Source organism: uncultured Bradyrhizobium sp. (assembly GCF_936928535.1).
Classification (GTDB): domain Bacteria; phylum Pseudomonadota; class Alphaproteobacteria; order Rhizobiales; family Xanthobacteraceae; genus Bradyrhizobium.
In genome coordinates this window covers 37,307-53,867 of the sequence record NZ_CAKZHY010000169.1, presented here as the reverse complement: position 1 = coordinate 53,867, position 16,561 = coordinate 37,307, and the positions used below count along the sequence as shown (strand labels likewise).

The 16,561-nt window shown below is 64.2% G+C and carries 12 protein-coding genes; 3 read left to right on the top strand and 9 right to left on the bottom strand.

The window, feature by feature from the left end; all coding sequences use genetic code 11:
- The first annotated feature begins 431 nt into the window (after positions 1 to 431).
- Positions 432 to 1,799 (top strand): ATP-binding protein, encoded by a 1,368-nt coding sequence (locus tag Q0687_RS32540; protein WP_298885949.1) that lies wholly within the window; start codon positions 432 to 434, stop codon positions 1,797 to 1,799.
- A gap of 36 nt (positions 1,800 to 1,835) precedes the next feature.
- Here Q0687_RS32540 and Q0687_RS32535 read toward each other — a convergent pair whose 3' ends face one another.
- The 8 genes from Q0687_RS32535 to Q0687_RS32500 all read right to left on the bottom strand — a co-directional run bounded on the left by Q0687_RS32535 (position 1,836) and on the right by Q0687_RS32500 (position 13,929).
- The gene (locus Q0687_RS32535) at positions 1,836 to 3,497 is read right to left on the bottom strand and encodes a tannase/feruloyl esterase family alpha/beta hydrolase (RefSeq protein WP_298885947.1); all 1,662 of its coding nucleotides are present in this window, start codon (positions 3,495 to 3,497) and stop codon (positions 1,836 to 1,838) included.
- Positions 3,498 to 3,573: 76 nt separating this feature from the next.
- Positions 3,574 to 5,028 (bottom strand): GntP family permease, encoded by a 1,455-nt coding sequence (locus tag Q0687_RS32530; protein WP_298885945.1) that lies wholly within the window; start codon positions 5,026 to 5,028, stop codon positions 3,574 to 3,576.
- 3 nt (positions 5,029 to 5,031) lie between these two features.
- On the bottom strand, positions 5,032 to 6,051 hold the full coding sequence (locus Q0687_RS32525) for a patatin-like phospholipase family protein (protein WP_298885943.1): 1,020 nt from the start codon (positions 6,049 to 6,051) through the stop codon (positions 5,032 to 5,034).
- 110 nt (positions 6,052 to 6,161) lie between these two features.
- Positions 6,162 to 7,406 carry a phosphoglycerate dehydrogenase gene (gene serA, locus Q0687_RS32520; RefSeq protein ID WP_298885941.1) on the bottom strand — a complete coding sequence of 415 codons (1,245 nt, stop codon included), beginning with the start codon at positions 7,404 to 7,406 and terminating at the stop codon, positions 6,162 to 6,164.
- A gap of 230 nt (positions 7,407 to 7,636) precedes the next feature.
- Entirely contained in the window at positions 7,637 to 8,869 is a 1,233-nt protein-coding gene (locus tag Q0687_RS32515) for a rhodanese-like domain-containing protein (RefSeq protein ID WP_298885939.1), read from the bottom strand.
- 92 nt (positions 8,870 to 8,961) lie between these two features.
- Complete coding sequence (locus Q0687_RS32510; RefSeq protein WP_298885937.1) at positions 8,962 to 10,251, bottom strand: DUF1963 domain-containing protein; 1,290 nt, start codon at positions 10,249 to 10,251, stop codon at positions 8,962 to 8,964.
- A gap of 103 nt (positions 10,252 to 10,354) precedes the next feature.
- Positions 10,355 to 11,590, bottom strand: a complete 1,236-nt coding sequence (locus Q0687_RS32505; RefSeq protein ID WP_298886168.1) for a PepSY-associated TM helix domain-containing protein — start codon at positions 11,588 to 11,590, stop codon at positions 10,355 to 10,357.
- An 8-nt stretch (positions 11,591 to 11,598) separates the two neighbouring features.
- On the bottom strand, positions 11,599 to 13,929 hold the full coding sequence (locus Q0687_RS32500; protein ID WP_298885935.1) for a TonB-dependent siderophore receptor: 2,331 nt from the start codon (positions 13,927 to 13,929) through the stop codon (positions 11,599 to 11,601).
- A gap of 223 nt (positions 13,930 to 14,152) precedes the next feature.
- Here Q0687_RS32500 and Q0687_RS32495 point away from each other — a divergent pair, with 223 nt between their 5' ends.
- Both Q0687_RS32495 and Q0687_RS32490 read left to right on the top strand, forming a co-directional pair.
- Positions 14,153 to 14,308 carry a hypothetical protein gene (locus Q0687_RS32495; protein ID WP_298885933.1) on the top strand — a complete coding sequence of 52 codons (156 nt, stop codon included), beginning with the start codon at positions 14,153 to 14,155 and terminating at the stop codon, positions 14,306 to 14,308.
- 2 nt (positions 14,309 to 14,310) lie between these two features.
- A complete protein-coding gene (locus Q0687_RS32490; RefSeq protein WP_298885931.1) occupies positions 14,311 to 15,546 on the top strand; it encodes an MFS transporter in 1,236 nt (411 codons plus the stop codon).
- Here the strand turns inward: Q0687_RS32490 and Q0687_RS32485 are convergent.
- Positions 15,543 to 16,427 carry a dihydrodipicolinate synthase family protein gene (locus Q0687_RS32485; protein WP_298885929.1) on the bottom strand — a complete coding sequence of 295 codons (885 nt, stop codon included), beginning with the start codon at positions 16,425 to 16,427 and terminating at the stop codon, positions 15,543 to 15,545. The two genes, Q0687_RS32490 and Q0687_RS32485, sit on opposite strands and share 4 nt — an antisense overlap.
- Between the last annotated feature and the right edge of the window lie 134 nt (positions 16,428 to 16,561).

The window sequence follows — 16,561 nt, the reverse complement described above, 5'->3', positions numbered from 1 at the left end:
GCCGTCGCTTGACGGCCGTTTCTTTTTATGTTCCTTTTTTGTTCTTATCGACTATAAGTTGCGTAAAGGGATTTTCCATGAGCGATATTCAGGTCGCCGACTTGCCGGCTCAGCTTGTTCTTCATGGCGATGAAGATACTCCGCGTGAGTTCATCGTTGACCTCCTGCGTCGCGTCTTCGGCAAGTGAGAGAGCGAAGCCGACACCATTTTTGCCGACATCGAAAGGCTTGGCGCGGCAGTCTGTGGCCCCTATCCGTCATCCGTCGCTGGTGCTCTGCTGGAATCTGCGCATCGGCGTGTCGCGGCCGCCGGCCACCCGCTCCTGATCACGGGCGAAACGGCGAAGCCTTGCTGCGAGCTTTGTGGTCAGCCTAAGGCGCAGTCGGAAGCACAATTGGTGAATCGTACAGCGTGGCTGTGCGCAGATTGCGTGCTCGCGGCAGCAAGTGCGTCGAAGGATCTGCCCTCGGAGGAGTTCAACTACACGTTCGGTGTCTTGAACTGGCACTTCGCCGACGTCTCGCGGAGCGAGCTCGTGACGACGGTACGCCAGTTTCCAGGCCACATGCGGGCAGACGTCCAGGCCGCCCTCGACCGGTTGTTCGCGTCACCGGTCCGGCTGTTGGGTATCGCCGAGGACCGCCGTTACGAAACGCTGTCCATGTCGAGATTGATGCAGAACGACGGTTTCGCGGCCGCAATCGCACCGCTTCAGTACAATGACGTTGACGTCGGCGAACCGATGCCGGCCAAATGCCTCGACAATGGTCTTTGGCTTTGCGTAACCTCTGGCCTTCGCTACGCGGTGCTTCTGGCCATTCATCGGGAATACGGCCGCGAGACCGGCGTACGGATCGAAATCATGGCGCCGGCCGGGGCCGCAGGCTCGGCTCTTGTCCAGCAGTGCTTCAGTGGGTTGGAGGACGCCGTTCAGGCCGCGCGCACCTACCGCGGCAAAATTCTCTCTCTCGATGCCGATTCCGATTACCGCGGGCGCTCGCGCGGGATCACGGTGCACCGGCTTCCGTCGGTTGGTCGTGATCAGGTGATCCTGCCTGAACGGACGTTGCGGCTACTTGATCGTAACGTCCTGAACTTCGTGGGCACGCGGGACATGCTGCGCCGCCTCGGGCAATCGACCCGAAAGGGTATCTTACTCTACGGCCCACCGGGCACGGGCAAGACGCACACCATCCGCTATCTCGCAACCCATCTGCCCGGTCACACGACGCTAATCATCACGGCGGAGCAAATCGGCTTGCTCGGCGCCTACATGAATCTCGCCCGCCTTCTACAACCTGCCATGGTTGTGATCGAAGACGTCGATTTGATTGCACGACAACGCGAGAGCATGAGCGGCTGCGAAGAACCGCTGCTCAATCGGCTTCTCAACGAGATGGACGGCTTGAAGCAGGATGCTGACATCCTGTTCGTGCTGACCACCAATCGGCCTCAACAACTCGAAAGTGCGCTCGCCGGCCGGCCGGGCCGCATCGATCAGGCGATCGAAGTGCCGCTCCCTGACGAGGCCGGCCGCGGCAAGCTGATCCGCCTCTACGGCAAGGGATTGCCGCTCGACGAGGCGGTCGTCGCTGAAGCGGCTCGCCGCAGTGACGGTACGAGCTGCGCGTTCATCAAGGAATTGATGCGGCGGCTGGCGCAGGCGAGCCTCGCGCGCGACGGCGGCAACTCTGTCATCTCAGCCGATATCGACGAGGCGCTCGACGACATGCTGTTCTCCGGCGGGCGGCTCAATGCGCAATTGCTTGGCGGAGCACAGGCCATGGCGGCGGGATGAGACCCGCCACCATAGCGATCTGCTCCAGCTCACATGTTACGGCGCGCAGCTGAAGCTCGCGGCTGCCGTCACCGGGCCGGTCTTGTAATGCGGCCAGGCCGGCCAGCGGCACAGCGGCATCGCGCGCGCGACCGGGAATGACGGTGCTTCGACCTTCTGCTCGGTGACTTCGAGATCGCCGGGCGCAGCGCCCTTCTCGACCCAGTCGACCAGCACGCTCAGCATGTCGACATTGGCGGGTGCGCCGGAGCCGACATGGTCGACGCCGGGTGCGGTGTAAAGCCGCGCGAATTCCGCGGTCTCCGCCTTGCCGAGCTTGCGCTCGACGCTCTCGAAATAGCGGATGCCGGCATAGGGGCTCTGCGCGTAGTCGGCCATGTGCTCGAGCATGATCAGCCGGCCGCCGCGGGCGCGGAAGCGGCTGAGATCGGGGTCGGTCGAATCCATCAGGCTCGACACTTCCAGCAGCCGCGCCTTGTGGTCCTCGACGTTATAGGTGGTGACGTCGAGCTTGGGGTCGCGCGCGAACACATATTGAATGCCGCCGGCACCGTAGATCCAGGCGATGCCGTTGTTGGGCGCAGGCGGCTGCGCCGGCGCCGCGGTGCCGAGCCACCACGCCATCCAGCCGCCGGTCGGCCCGATCGCCGGCGTATCCTCGCCGGACACGCCCCATCCCGGATAGTCGTCGAGGCCGTTGGCGAGCGTAAACGGGAACTTGTAGGTGGCGTGCAGCGTGTCCACGGCTTTGATCTGTGCATCGGTGAGACATTGATCGCCGCTCTTGCCGTCGGCGCAACGCAGCGTCTCGACCTTGAACGCCGCCTTGCAGCCGACGGGATCCTGCACCAGCGCGTCGTCTGACCCGTCGGCCTTGTCGCAAGCGGCTCGCACGGCCTCGCCGACCAGCTTCACTTGCGCCGGATTGATCCAGCCCGCGCCCATGGTGACGAGGCCGGAGCGGGTGCCCGCATGCTGCAAGCCGACCCAATTGATGACGGGCACGCGCGCGAAAATGCCGTCGAAATCATCGGGATAGCGCTGCGCCATGGTGAGGGCTTCGCGGCCGCCTTCGGACGAGCCCATGAAATACATCTTGTCCGGCTTCTTGCCATAGGCGCGCTGCATCAGCGCGACCGCGGCGTCGCGCACCTTCTTGTAGGCGCGGTGGGCAAAATTCTCGAACGCTTCGTCGTTGAGTGCAAACAGCTGCGGCGGCTCGCCCGGCTTGGACTCATGACCGGAATCGGTGCCGTAGGTGACGAAGCCGCGCGCGAGCGGCGACGGCTTGTCGAAGGGATAGGCCGGCGGCAAGCCGAGGCCGGTGATCAGCACACCGTTAAAGCCGCCACCGCCATATTGCACCGAGCGGCCGTTCCATTCGACCGGCAGGTTGACCTCGAATATGACCGGTGGCGCCTTGGGATCGGTTGGCTCGATATGACCAAGCACCTTGCAGAACGCGGGATTGGCCGGCGCGATGCGGCCCGCCGGCGTCGGCCCGCGCTCGGCGACGGCTAGTTGCGACGGCGCCTGCAACGTCGCGGAGTCGATCTTGACGGGGTCGGCACCGCCGACGAGCCCCTTGCAGACGGTGTCCGCATCCTCCGCCAGTGTCGCCGCGACTGCGCGGGTCGCGCCCAGCACAGCTGCCACACTCACGAGCATCGCGCACAGCTTCGCGCTCTTTCGCGTCATTGTTTCCACCCGGTCTCTTGTTTGTGTCCGACAGCCGTCTGCATTCAACGTAACCTTCGCGGCGGCGTCAATCGCCTCAGAACGATCCCAGCACACTGCCCAGGGCGATCACGGCCACCAGTGCGAGCAGCGACGTCACGATGCCGACCATGACGATGTCGAAATAGCTGTCGCGATGCGTCAGGCCGCAGATCGCGAGCAAGCTCACCACCGCGCCATTGTGAGGGAGGATATCGAGCGTGCCCGAGCCGATCACCGCCACGCGATGCATCAAGGCCAGGTCGATGCCGGTCCTTGCGGCGAGATCAACATAAGTGTCCCCGAGCGCATCGAGGGCAATGGTCAGGCCGCCTGACGCAGAGCCGGTCAGCGCGGCAAGGATGTTGGTCGCGACCGCCAGCGAAACCAGCGGCCCGCCTTCGATCGCGAGCACCCAGTCACGCACGGTCGTGAACGCCGGCAGCGCGGCCACGACCGCGCCGAACCCGACCAGGCTCGCGACGCTGAATGCCGGCAGCACCGATGCGTTGGCTCCCGCATCCATGGTCTGCCGCAGCGCCGACAGGCGAGCCCAGTTCAGCGCTATTGTCGTGACGATCGCCGCGGTCAAGGCGACCGCGACCGACCACACGCCCGCGACGGCGGCAAGCGACGTACCGCCAAAGCGCTGCTCGGCAAGATAGGAAACGTCCAGGCGCGGCAGTACGCCAAGCGACATCACGAGATTGACCGCGACAACCACGACCAGCGGCAGGATGGCGCTTGCGACCGGCGCCGGCTCGCCGCTGCGATGGCCGCGCGTCAGCTCCGCCGGATCGAACTCGCGCGCCGTCGTGGCACGCTCGCGCACGAGCTCGTCAGCGGCGGCACGCTCGGTCGCATCATCGAGATCATCGCCATAACCCTCGCCGGCGCGCCGCGCCGCAGCTTCAGCGCGATGCAGCCACCACAAACCTGTCACGAGCATGATCAGGGAGGCGACGATCCCGAGGCCCGGCGCGGCAAAGGGCGTCGTGCCGAAGAACGGCATCGGGATTGCATTCTGGATCGACGGCGTGCCGGGCAAAGCCGACATGGTGAAGGTCGACGTCCCCAGGACGATTGCAGCCGGAATCAGCCGGCGCGGAATTTCTGCCGCGCGAAACAGCGAGCGGGCCATCGGCACGATGACGAAGAACGCGACGAACAGGCTGACACCGCCATAAGTCACCGCGGCGCCGGCCAGCACCACGGCGAGGATGACGCGACGCTCGCCGAGACGTTTGGCCATGAAGCCGGCAACCGACGTCACCGCGCCGCTGTCATCCATCAGCTTGCCGAACACGGCGCCCAGCAGGAAGATCGGAAAGAACTGCGCCAGAAATGCTGCTGCATTGGTCATGAAGACCTGGGTGAGATTCGCCAGCAACGGCTCGCCGCCAAACCACGCGGCCACCAGCGCAGCGAACGGGGCGAGCAATAGCACGCTCCAGCCGCGAAAAGCGAACAGCACCAGCAGGCCGAGCCCGACGAGCAGGCCGAGAAGACCCATGCCTCAACACTCCGCCAGGAGGACATCAAGATCGGCGGTGGATTGCCGGCCGAGATCGGCGCCGTGCTCGTGGAGAAACGCATCCGCGGCCAGGCGCCCCTCGGCGCGGAGCATCGAGACGAATTCCCATTCGGCATTGAGCTTTGACGACGCCCCGAACTTCGCCAGCATGTCGCTCTTGACCCGGTGCGTCCGCATTTTCGCCCAGCGCGCACCCTCGCCGCTGCCGGGATCGGCCGCTTGGCGTAGCAGCGCGATCATGCGCAGCTCTTTCATCAGCGGCGAGTTGAAGGAAATCTCGTTGAGCCGGTTGAGGATCTCCGCCGCCGTTCGCGGCTCCTCCGGCCGCTCCGTCGGGTTGATCTGGACCAGAATGGTGTCGTGCGCATCGCTCTCGCGGACCAGCGGCGTGATGGTCGGATTGCCGGCAAAGCCGCCATCCCAGTAAGGCTCACCGTCGATCTCGATCGCGCGAAACATGGTCGGCAGGCAGGCCGAGGCGAGCAGCACGTCGGCCGTGATCTCGGCGTTGCGGAAGATTCGTCCGCGCCCGGTGCGCACGCGCGTCGCGGTGATGAAGAGCTGGATCGGCGAGCGCGCGAGGCGCTCGAAATCGATGCTCTCGGCCAGCACCGCGCGCAGCGGATTGTAGCCGGTCGGATTGAGATCGTAGGGTGACAGCACCCGCGACATCAGATCGGTGAAGATGTAGAAGGGCGAGCTATCGAGCGTCCAGCGTCCCATCAGCCGGTCGAGCGGTGAGCGCTGCAACGGGCTGAAGGCGGCAGCCCGCGAGACACGGCGCCAATATCGTTCCAGCGCCTCGCGCGCGCCCTCGGCGCCGTTGTCGGTCCAGCCGTCCGCCAGCACTGCCGCATTCATCGCGCCGGCCGACGTGCCGGAGATCGCAGCGATGGTGAGCCACTTCTCCTCCAGCAGGCGATCGAGCACGCCCCAGGAGAAAGCGCCGTGCGAACCGCCGCCTTGAAGAGCAAGATCAATCAGTACAGCGTCCCGTTCCATAGCGGACACTCACGCAACTGAAGCTCAAATTCGACGTGACTGGAACACGTCGATGACGCCACAGTTTAGAGAGCTTAAGCCCGACAATGCAACCGGAACGTGACGGCGAGCTAGTGCTCGAACACCAGCCGCGCGCCGACCGTGCCTTCGAGGCTGCGAATCTGCGCCAGCAGCGCGCCAGAGTCCTGGCCGCCGAGATCGGCGTCGAGCACGACATAGCCGAGGTCGCCGGCGGTCTCCAGATATTGTGCGGCGATGTTGATGTCGCGCTGGAGGAAGACTTCGTTCAGCCGGCGCAGCATGCCCGGCACGTTGCGGTGGACATGGCTGAAGCGGGCGCCGGACGGGCGCAGATGCAGCTGGACCTCGGGGAAATTCACCGCGCCCATCGTCGAGCCGGTGATGAAGTAATCGACCAGCTTCCGGGCGACCTCGCCGCCGATCCGCTCCTGCGCCTCTTCGGTCGAACCTCCGATATGCGGGGTGAGGATGACGTTGTTGAGGCCCTGCACCGGGCTCTTGAAGCGCTCGGAGTTCGAAGATGGCTCGACCGGGAACACGTCGATGGCGGCACCGGCGATGTGGCCGTCGCGCAAGGCGCCCGCGAGCGCGTCGAGATCGACCACCGTGCCGCGGCTGTTGTTGATCAGGAACGAGCCGGGCTTCATCGCGCGCAGCTCCGTCTCGCCGATCATGCCCGCGGTCTCCGGCGTCTCCGGCACGTGCAGGCTGACGACATCGCTCTGCGCCAGCAACTCTGCCAGCTTCTCCACCGGCTCGGTGTTGCCGTGGCGAAGCTTGTCGGTGCGATCGTAATAGATCACCCGCATGCCCATGGCTTCGGCGAGCGTCGAGAGCTGCGAGCCGATATTGCCATAGCCGATGATGCCGAGGGTGCGACCACGCACCTCGCGGCTGCCGGCGGCGGACTTGTCCCAGCCCCCCTCATGCGCCGACACCGAGCGCGGAAAGATCTGCCGCAGCAGCATCACGATCTCGCCGATCACGAGCTCGGCGACGCTGCGCGTGTTGGAGAACGGTGCGTTGAACACGGGAATGCCGCGCTTGCGGGCCGCCAGGAGATCGACCTGGTTGGTGCCGACGCTGAAGCAGCCGACCGCAAGCAGCCCGTCGGCGGCTGCCAGCACCTCGTCGGTGATCTGGGTGCGGGAGCGGATGCCGAGCAGCGACACACCCTTGAGCGCCTGACGCAGCGCCTCGCCATCCAGCGCCTTGGTCAGACGCTCGACATTGGTGAAGCCGGCACCCTTGAACAGATCCACGGCACTGTCGTTGACACCTTCAAGCAGCAGCGCCTTCGCGCTCCGCTCAGGGCTTTGGCCTGGGGCTGGCATGGAATCTCCTGAAATGACGGCTTTGCCGCAGCTCTTAGACCGTGGACGCGGCCGAGCACAATAGGGGTTGGATACGGGGGGAAGATGGCAGATCCGTCATCCTGAGGTGCGAGGCCTGCGGTGCGAAGCACCGCAGGGGAGCCTCGAAGGATGAACGGCCCGATGCAGCCGGGCCGTCGTCCTTCGAGGGCCGCCAAGAGGCGGCCACCTCAGGATGACGGATAACGAACTCAGATCACGTAAAATCCGTGCGTGCCATCGCGCCGGAGCTGTTCGACCAGGCCATATTCCCAGTCGAGATAGGCCTGCATCGCCTTCTCGGCAACATCCGTGCCCTCATATGGCCTGCGGTAGCGATGCGCCGGATCGGGCTTCGGCAGCACCAGCGGCGGGCTGGCCTCCAGCGTTCCGCCATAGCCGCCCTCGAGGACATAGACCTCCCAGCCCATCTGTGCGAGCCAGGATGCGGTCATATCGGCGCGTACGCCCCTGTCGTCGGTCAGCACGATGCGCGCGCCGCGCACCGGCGCTGCGATGTCGGTCTCCTGCACGAGCTGGCCGCCGGGATAGTGGCGAAAGCCCGGAAGATGACCGGCGGCATATTCCTCGGCATCGCGCACGTCGAAGCGATAGAGCGTGCGACCGGTCTCTGCGACCAGCGCCGCCAGCTCGTTCTCACTGACGTGGCGGACGCCGGCGCGATAGGCTACCTCGCGGGCATTGGCCGGGCCGCCTTCGAACGACCCGATCGCGCCGCGCCTGTCGGCGCCATGGTTGAGGGTGTGCCGCGCCAGCGTCCAACCGATCGTGCCGTTGCGCAGCGCCCGCACCTTGTTGGGCACGCCGGCATTGATCAGGGACTGGGTGCCGATGATCGAGCGGGTGCGGCCGGCACAATTGACGATGATGGTGGTGTCGGGATCGGGCGCGGCCTGACCGGCGCGCAACACCAGCTCCGCACCGGGCACGCTGACCGAGCCCGGAATGTTCATGGTCGCATATTCGTCGAAGCGGCGAACGTCGAGGATGGCGATGTTGGCCTTGTCCGCGATCAGCTTTGCCACTTCATCTGCGCTGAACGAAGGCGTATGACGACGTGCCTCGACCAGTTCGCCGAACGCTTTTGAATAGGAATTGACGTCCTCGAACACCTCATAGCCCGCCGCACGCCAGGACTTCAGCCCGCCATCGAGCGCCCGCACATTGCCGTAGCCGAGCGCGGCAAGAGATTCGGCGCCTGAAGCGACCAACCCCTCGCTATCGTCATAGATCGCAACAGGCACATCCTTGCGCGGCAGGCGCACCGCGGCCTCGATCGCAATCCGGTCGACGGCCATGTTGGCGGCAAACAGCGGATGGCCGGTAGCGAAGGCGGCTTCATGTCTGAGATCGAGCAGCGCGATTTCTTCGCGCAAGAGCAGCGCACGGCGAATATCGGCAGGGGAGACGGTCGAAAGCGTCATGGCGTAAACCCTGAGAAGAGTGCCAGAGGCTTTTGAATGATTGTTGCGCCGTTGGCTAGTCGTGCCCGCGTGTGGAAGCGAAAAGCCACGACCTAGTCACATTGAAGTGTTGCGACCACCCGAGAAAAGTCGAGTTGCGCAAGAGCGTCCCGGTCAATCCAGAAATGGAGCATGCATCCGATGTTGGAGTGCCAATCCAAAAAGGCCAGCTCACCTTGCATTTGAAGTAACAGCATGTCCTCCAAATGCTCTTCGGTCGCATCCTGCGGCCCACTCCCATATCCCAGCATCTGATGAAGTGCCGTGCGGAAATGGCGATACTTCCCGTCTTCCGCTGTTGGCGTCTTCCAATGATTCTGCTGCGCAAGATTCGCAACATAGCTTCGAGGGGCATCGTCAAAAGCATCGTTATCCTGGGTCACCATACAACGGATCGTATGATTGATCGCGTTGCCCAGGTCCGCCGATATCGTGCTCACGTATGTGCGAACCTGCCCGTCCATCGTCTTATAGGTGCGCACGACATCGAGCCACCAGGACCTAAAAGCCGTCTTTGTGTCCGCATCGACGTCGTCCAAAGGCGTCAGTGCCCGGCAGCGTTCAAGCCATCCGATCGCTCCGACGCGTAGTCGCTTCAGTTCTGCGGCAGCCTCGTCGGGAAGTGGCTTGTAATAGGATCCGGGCGTCAGATCACGCACGACATGCGACAACACGGATCGAACCACATAATTGATCAGGAGCCAGTTGAAAGGCCAGTCCTCGTCCTTCTCGTACTCAGCCAGCGTTCGGAACTCAAGCAAGTCATGTTGCTGCGGCTCACCAGGGCCTAGCACCCTGCACAATTCTTCGATCATGAGTTCGCCCCCAACGGCATCCTTGAGGAAGTAGAAGTCGCGGAACGGGAGGAACGAAAGTGGGTACTTGAACTCGACCTTGGAATGGAAATCGAGCGCCGGATCGAGCCATTTGACCTGGGCGTCTCCGTCATTACCTGCCAGCGGCATGAGATTTGGCGGGGGCGCACGGTCTGGATACGCGGTGCCATGGGTCGGACTATAGAGAACGCGACAAGGTGGATGCCCTTCACCAACAAACACGGAACTGCAGAAAAAATAGAGCGTTCCTTGCTTCGGAAGCGGCGACCAGCCTGAACCTGGCACTTCAGCCAAGTCGATCTGGGCGACGAAGGTCAGAGCCACCGCCTCCGGCGTCTCGTTGGCCCTAACTTCCGCCACCGGCCATTCGAGCTGCGGAGGAAGCTTTGGAAGTCCGCCAAAAAAACTTCGCGCTGGATGAGCAAGCGGCACGGGTAGATCGCTGCGCCTGACCAGTATTGCCGGCAGTGCTGACTTATTCAGTTCGTCTCGTTCGGACGGCGCCATCAAGCCTCACCACTTCAGCGTGCATTAGCTGAATCGATGCCATTTCGCGAAGCCGCCGACAAGCGTTTCTTGCCGCCTCGCAGATTCGCTTGGCTGTTAGCCGCTATGATGGATTACCGGGCACCCGAAGGACCGTCGGCCGAGCGCTTTGCGATCCCTCGCCCGAAACAAGCCGACCGAGCGGTGGCTGCACTAGGCCTCGCAGCCTCCGGCGCGACAGGTACAGGAGCACGCCCGTAACCGCGAACAGCGGCATCAGGGCTGCAGCGATCATGAATGCAAGCTTGCCCGGCCAGCCCAGGATCGCGCCGCGATGGATGTCGAGAACGCTCGCAATGGCCTTCTCGCCCAAATTCTTGTCGGCATAGCGCTCCGCGGACATCACCTCGCCTGTCGCGGCGTCGATGCGGAATTCGTCGCGCTCGCTTTCCAGCGTAGAGTCCTTTGGCCACGACCGGATCCGCATCACCGTGCCAGACCCCGCTGGGAGCGTGAGTTGAGCCCTGGCAAAGCCGCCGCTCTCCTCACGCAGGAGGGTCGACCATGCACGATCGAGCGCGAGATCCTGAGGCGGATCAGGACGGCCGGTCGCACGCGGCTGCTTCGGCTGCATCTTGGCCGCCGTCGCATGGGGCCGTGCCAGCAACCAGACGGCGCCGTCCTTGTACCAGTCGAACGAGTACCAGAGCCCGGTGATCGCCATCACGAGATAGACCGGCAGCACCCAGGTGCCGATGACAGCATGCAGCGAGCGATGCAGGCCGCGACCGCTGAGGCGGAGATTCGGCTTCAGCCACACCTTCACGCTGCTCGTGCGAGGTGGCCAACGCAGCACGAGGCCCGAGATCAGCATCACGATGAGGCCGAGCGCGCCAATACCCGTGATCTGGCGTCCCCACCCTCTTGCATCGCCAGGAATCAGCAACCAGCGATGCAGCCGACGCACCGTGGCAAAGAACTCCTCGCCGTGCGGCACGCCGAGCGCGTGACCATCATAGGGATCGACATAGAGCGATGACGGCCGCTCACCCTGCTCGTCGCGCGCAAAGCGGATGTGCACGGCGGCCGATGGATCGCTCGACAGCGTGATGCCCGCGACCTTGCCGGCATCCGGCACGGTCTTCAGGCGTGCGACCAGTTCGTCCGGCGACAGCGCCGACCTCGCCTGCGGCGCGACCTGCATGATGTCTGCGTTCAGGTGCTCGACGATCTCGTCCTCGAAGCTCATGATCGCGCCGGTCAGCGCGATCAAGGAAAGCAGCAGCACGAGCACGAGGCCGGCAATCGAATGGACCTGCAACAGTGCGGCCCTGATCTTGTGCCCGACCCGACGTCGCATCGCCATGACTAGAACTTCACCGTTGCCGACAGCGAGATGCGGCGACCATCACCCATCGCGACATTCAGGGCGTTTCCGGTGGTGGAGGTATAGTAGACCTTGTCGAACAGGTTCTTGACGTTGAACTGATAGGTCACCGGCAGCTTGTTGACCTTCGTATCGTAGGTCGCAAAAATGTCGGCAACCGTATAGGCCGGCAGGAAGAACGTGTTGGCGGAGTCGCCGGGCCGATCGCCGACATAATGCGCCCCGCCGCCGAGCCGCAGACGTCCGGGCAGCCGGTCTCCGAAATCGTAGACAAGATAGAGCGATGCCGTGTTCATCGCAGCGTTCAGCAGCTTTGCATTGCCGACGACGGGATCGTTGATCAGGCTCGCGTCGGTATAGCCGTAGCTGCCGATCATGCTCCATTCATCGGTCAGCCGGCCGGTGACGTCGAGTTCGACACCGCGCGACCTCGCCGCGCCGGACGCGCGTCCTGTCGACTTGCCGTTGCCGAGATCATCCAGCACCAGCACGTTCTTCTTCTGGATATCGTAGACGGCAAAAGTGCCCGACAGCCGCTTGCTGACGTCGAACTTCAGGCCGGTCTCCCACTGCGTTCCCTCTTCGGGCGCGACCGTTGAGTCCACGACGAAGCCGCTGGTGAAGGCTGCAATGGTCGAGGTGGGCTTCAGCGACTGCGTATAGCTGACGTAGTAGGAGAGCTCGTCGCTCAGCTTGACGATGACCCCGCCGAGCGGCAGCACCTTGTCGCCCGAAAGGTTGGTGTTGGTGATGAAGACAGGCCGGCCCTTGCCGGCGAGCTGCTTATATTGCATCCAGCGCACGCCGCCGACCACCGACAGCCAGTTGGTGAGATGGAAGGTGTCCTGGGCAAACAAGCCGCTTGTGCCGAGCTTGTCGGTCTGCTCGCTGTCAACGGCCGAGACGGTCGTGCCCGGCGTGACCAGTCCGTAGACGGGGCTGTAGAAATTGAAACTCGGCGTCGCCTGACGGATCAGGTCATGGCGATCGATGGTGCGATACAGTGCCTCGCCGCCGAACAGGATCTCGTTGCGGAAGCCGCCGACCCAGACGTCGCCTTGCATGTAGGAAGTGCCATAGCTGGCGTTGCTGAGCGAGTTCTGGGTGCCGTCATTGCTGCGGGTCTCGACGCCGGTCTTGGCGTTGACGCCAGTAATGCGGAGCTGGTTGGCGCTGTAGGTCTCGGTGTTGTAGCTGTAGGCCGCCGTGACCTTCCAGCTATCGTCGAGCTTCTGCTCGACCGAGCCCTGCACCAGGTCGGAGGTCCCCCACATGTTGTTGAAGGGTTCGTCGAGCCGGCGCGTCGCCGGAATCGCCAGCGGGGCGTCGTTGACGAACGCCGTGCCGCGGTCGAACGGCGTGATGAATTCGCGGTGTTCATAGGAGAGCTGAACCGTCGTGGTCTCGCCGTACCAGGCGAGCGACGGGTTCACCAGCATCTCCCGATGACGGCCGAAATTGCGCCAATAGTCCTCGCTGACACCATAGCCGATGAAGCGATAGGCGAGGCCGCCGTCCCCAATCGGGCCGGTGACGTCGAGCGTGCCGTCGGCGCCGCTGCGATTGTTCGCGTAGCTCGAACCCAGCAGCGTGACTGAGCCGTGCTGGTAAAGCTCCGGACGCTTGCTGATGGTGTTGACGATGCCGCCAGGGTCCATGATGCCGTAGAGCAGCGAAGCCGGCCCTTTCAGGACCTCGACACTGTCCACCGCGGCAGTCAGGCTGCGCCCCTGCACCAACGGCATCCCGTTGCGCATGATCGAGCCGTCCCTGTTGTCGCCAAAGCCGCGGCGGATCACGGCGTCCTGGGTACCGGCGAGCGTATTGGTCTGGGTGATGCCGCTGATGTTGACCAATGCATCGTCGATGTTGCGCGGCAGCTGGTCCCTCAGGACCTGCGCAGGCACGACGTTGACGGATTGCGAGGTATCGAGCGGGGACGCGCCCGAGCGCAACGTGCTCGCGCTCGGCATCGCGCGATAGCCGAGCCTTGCCGCCTGTTGCGCGGCGGCGTCGGCTGCGGCGCGTTCCGACAATGTCGGAGGCGCAGGTGGAACAACCGTTGCGCTGCGGCGCGCAAGTGCCTGCGCGCGTCGTTGAGATTGCTGCGACGCGCGCGACGGCTTCGGCCGCTGCGCTGGTGCGTCCACATTCACCGGCGGCAGCGCCGTTTGTGCTTCCGCGACGGTGGCGCTGGACGGATATTCGGCGAGCAGCACGGCCGCACCGATGAGCAGGCAGGTGCGGCTCTCGCCGCGGCGAATTCGATGACCTTTGGCGCGATGGTCATCCACTAGGACACGCACTTTCAATTCACTTCCGAGTCTGACTTCCAAGTCACGGCATTGACGTCGGGGCATCTAGCAGTGACCGCGAATGAAGAGAACCGGAGGCGGGCTTGAATAGCTCTAGTGTCGAAGCGTTCTAAGAGGAGCTGATCAGAACAAGTTGGCCGCTGCTGCCGCGCTGCTCAAGCGGCTCGTTGACGATTGACGCAGGCGATCATTACAATTTGGCCACACGGAGTGTGCAGGAATGAACTGGCTTCATCTCGTTTCCTATTTTTGGGGCGGCGTATTTTTGACCAACACAATTCCACATCGTTTTAGCGGCCTGCGCGATCAACCGTTCCAGATCCCGTTCGCACGGTTCGGCCGATTCCACGGCGGCAACGCGCCCACGGGGGCGTGAGCGTGCCGAGGGCCGGCACATTTCGCTCACTGCGGAACTACAATTACCGCGTCTGGGCTGCGGGCGCGCTGGTGTCCAACACCGGGACGTGGATGCAGCGGGCCGCGCAGGACTGGCTTGTTCTCACCGAACTGACACGACACAATGCGCAGGCCGTCGGCATCGTGATGGCGCTCCAGTTCGGACCGCAGCTCCTGCTGATGCCGTGGACGGGATTTGCCGCCGATCATTTCAACCAGCGGCGGTTGCTGGTCGCGACCCAGGCAACGATGGGACTGCTGGCGCTAATGCTCGGCCTTCTCACGGTCAGCGGCCTCGTGCAGCTCTGGCACGTCTATGTCTTCGCTTTCCTGTTCGGCTGCGCCGCCGCCTTCGACGCCCCGGTACGCCAGACATTCGTGGCCGAGCTCGTCGGGGATGGCGAGCTCTCCAACGCGATCGCGCTGAACTCGACGTCTTTCAATGCCGCGCGGATGGTCGGGCCCGCGATCGCGGGGATCGTCATCGCCTCGATCGGCACCGGCTGGGCTTTCCTGCTCAACGCCGCGTCCTTCATGGCGGTGCTCTGCTCGCTTGCCTTGCTGCGCACGTCGGAGCTTCGTCCAAACGCGCGGGCGCACCGGGCTCCGGGCGGCATGACGGAAGGGTTTCGCTACGTTTGGTCGCGCAGGGATCTCAGGGCGATCATGATCATGCTGTTCCTGATCGGCACGTTCGGGCTGAACTTCCCGATCTTCATCTCGACCATGGCGGTCAGCGTCTTCCACACCGACGCACGCGGCTTCGGGCTGCTGTCGTCGACGATGGCTGTCGGCACGATCTCCGGCGCGCTATTGGCCGCAGGGCGGGCCCAGCCGCGGTTCATCTCGTTGCTGATGGGAGCCGCAACGTTTGGCGCCGGATGCACGCTGGCTGCGCTTGCGCCGAGCTCCTGGCTGTTCGCGGGCACGCTGGTCCTGATCGGAGTCGCGGCACTGACGGTCACCAATACCTCGAACGCCATGATGCAGCTTTCCACCGAGCCGCATATGAGGGGGCGGGTGATGGCGCTGCGGCTCGGCGTTGCGCTGGGCGGTACGCCGATCGGTGCTCCGATCGTCGGATGGGTGGCGGATCATCTCGGCCCGCGCTGGGCGCTCGGCGTGGGAGCGGCGGCCGGCTTTGCGGCGGCGCTGGTCGTGGCCCGCGCCATGTCGGCGCGGCCCGCGGACGACCACAGCGACGAAGCGCGCGCTTAGGCGATCGCAGGACTGGTCAGCTCGTCCAGCTTCGCCTTCAGCGCCGCGCCGTCGGACAATGCGCGCAGCGGCGGACGCACGCGCAACCAGCCGGCATCGCCGGTCTGCGCGGCGAGGATGGCCTTCAGCGTCGTCAGGAAAGAAGGCGACTTCACCACGATATCGACAGCGGCCTGCATACGCGGCTCGACGTCCTTACCGTCGATCATCGCCTTGACCAGCTCCGGTGCGATGTTTGCCATGCCGCAAATGGTGCCAGCACCGCCGGCAGCGATGGCGCGCGCGATGTCGGTTTCGTTGCCGACGGTGATGGCGAGCTCGGGCGCCGCTGCACGAAACGCCTGGAACTGCTTGAAGTCGCCGCTGGAGTCCTTCAGGCCCGCAACCGTTTTGCCGTAGCGCCTGCGCAGGTTCGCGGCGACGCTGGTCGGAATCGCGACGCCTGAGATCTGCGGGATGTGATAGAGATAGGCACGCAGCCGATCATCGGCGACGCCGTCGATGATCGCGGCGAAGGCATCCTCGATGCCTTCAGGCGTGACGCTGCGATCGAAATAGGGCGGCAGGATCAGAACGTGCCGCAGGCCGAGGCCGAGCGCGGCGCGCGTCAGCGCGATGCTGTCGCTGATGGCGGGGAAGCCGCCGCCGATGCCGATGCGTTCCGCCGGCACGCCCGCCTTGATCACGGCTTCGATGGTCGCGATCCGTTCGGCGACGTTGAAGGAGGTGCCCTCGCCTGTGGTGCCGAACAGCACGACGCCGTCCACACCCTTGCTGAACAGCTGCTTGGCATGGGCGGCAAGCTTGGCGGAATCCACGCCGCCGTCTGCCGCCAGCGGCGTCGCCGATGCCACCCAGAACCCGCGAATTGCCTCCGTCATAGCACCACCCGATGTTGCGGCTCCCGGATAAGCCCCTGATCCCTAACGATCTTCGGGGGGCACCGGCAGCTTGATTTTACTTTACTTTTCATCTTGTACCTTACATACAAGGCGGATGCAATTCCCTGTCGGAT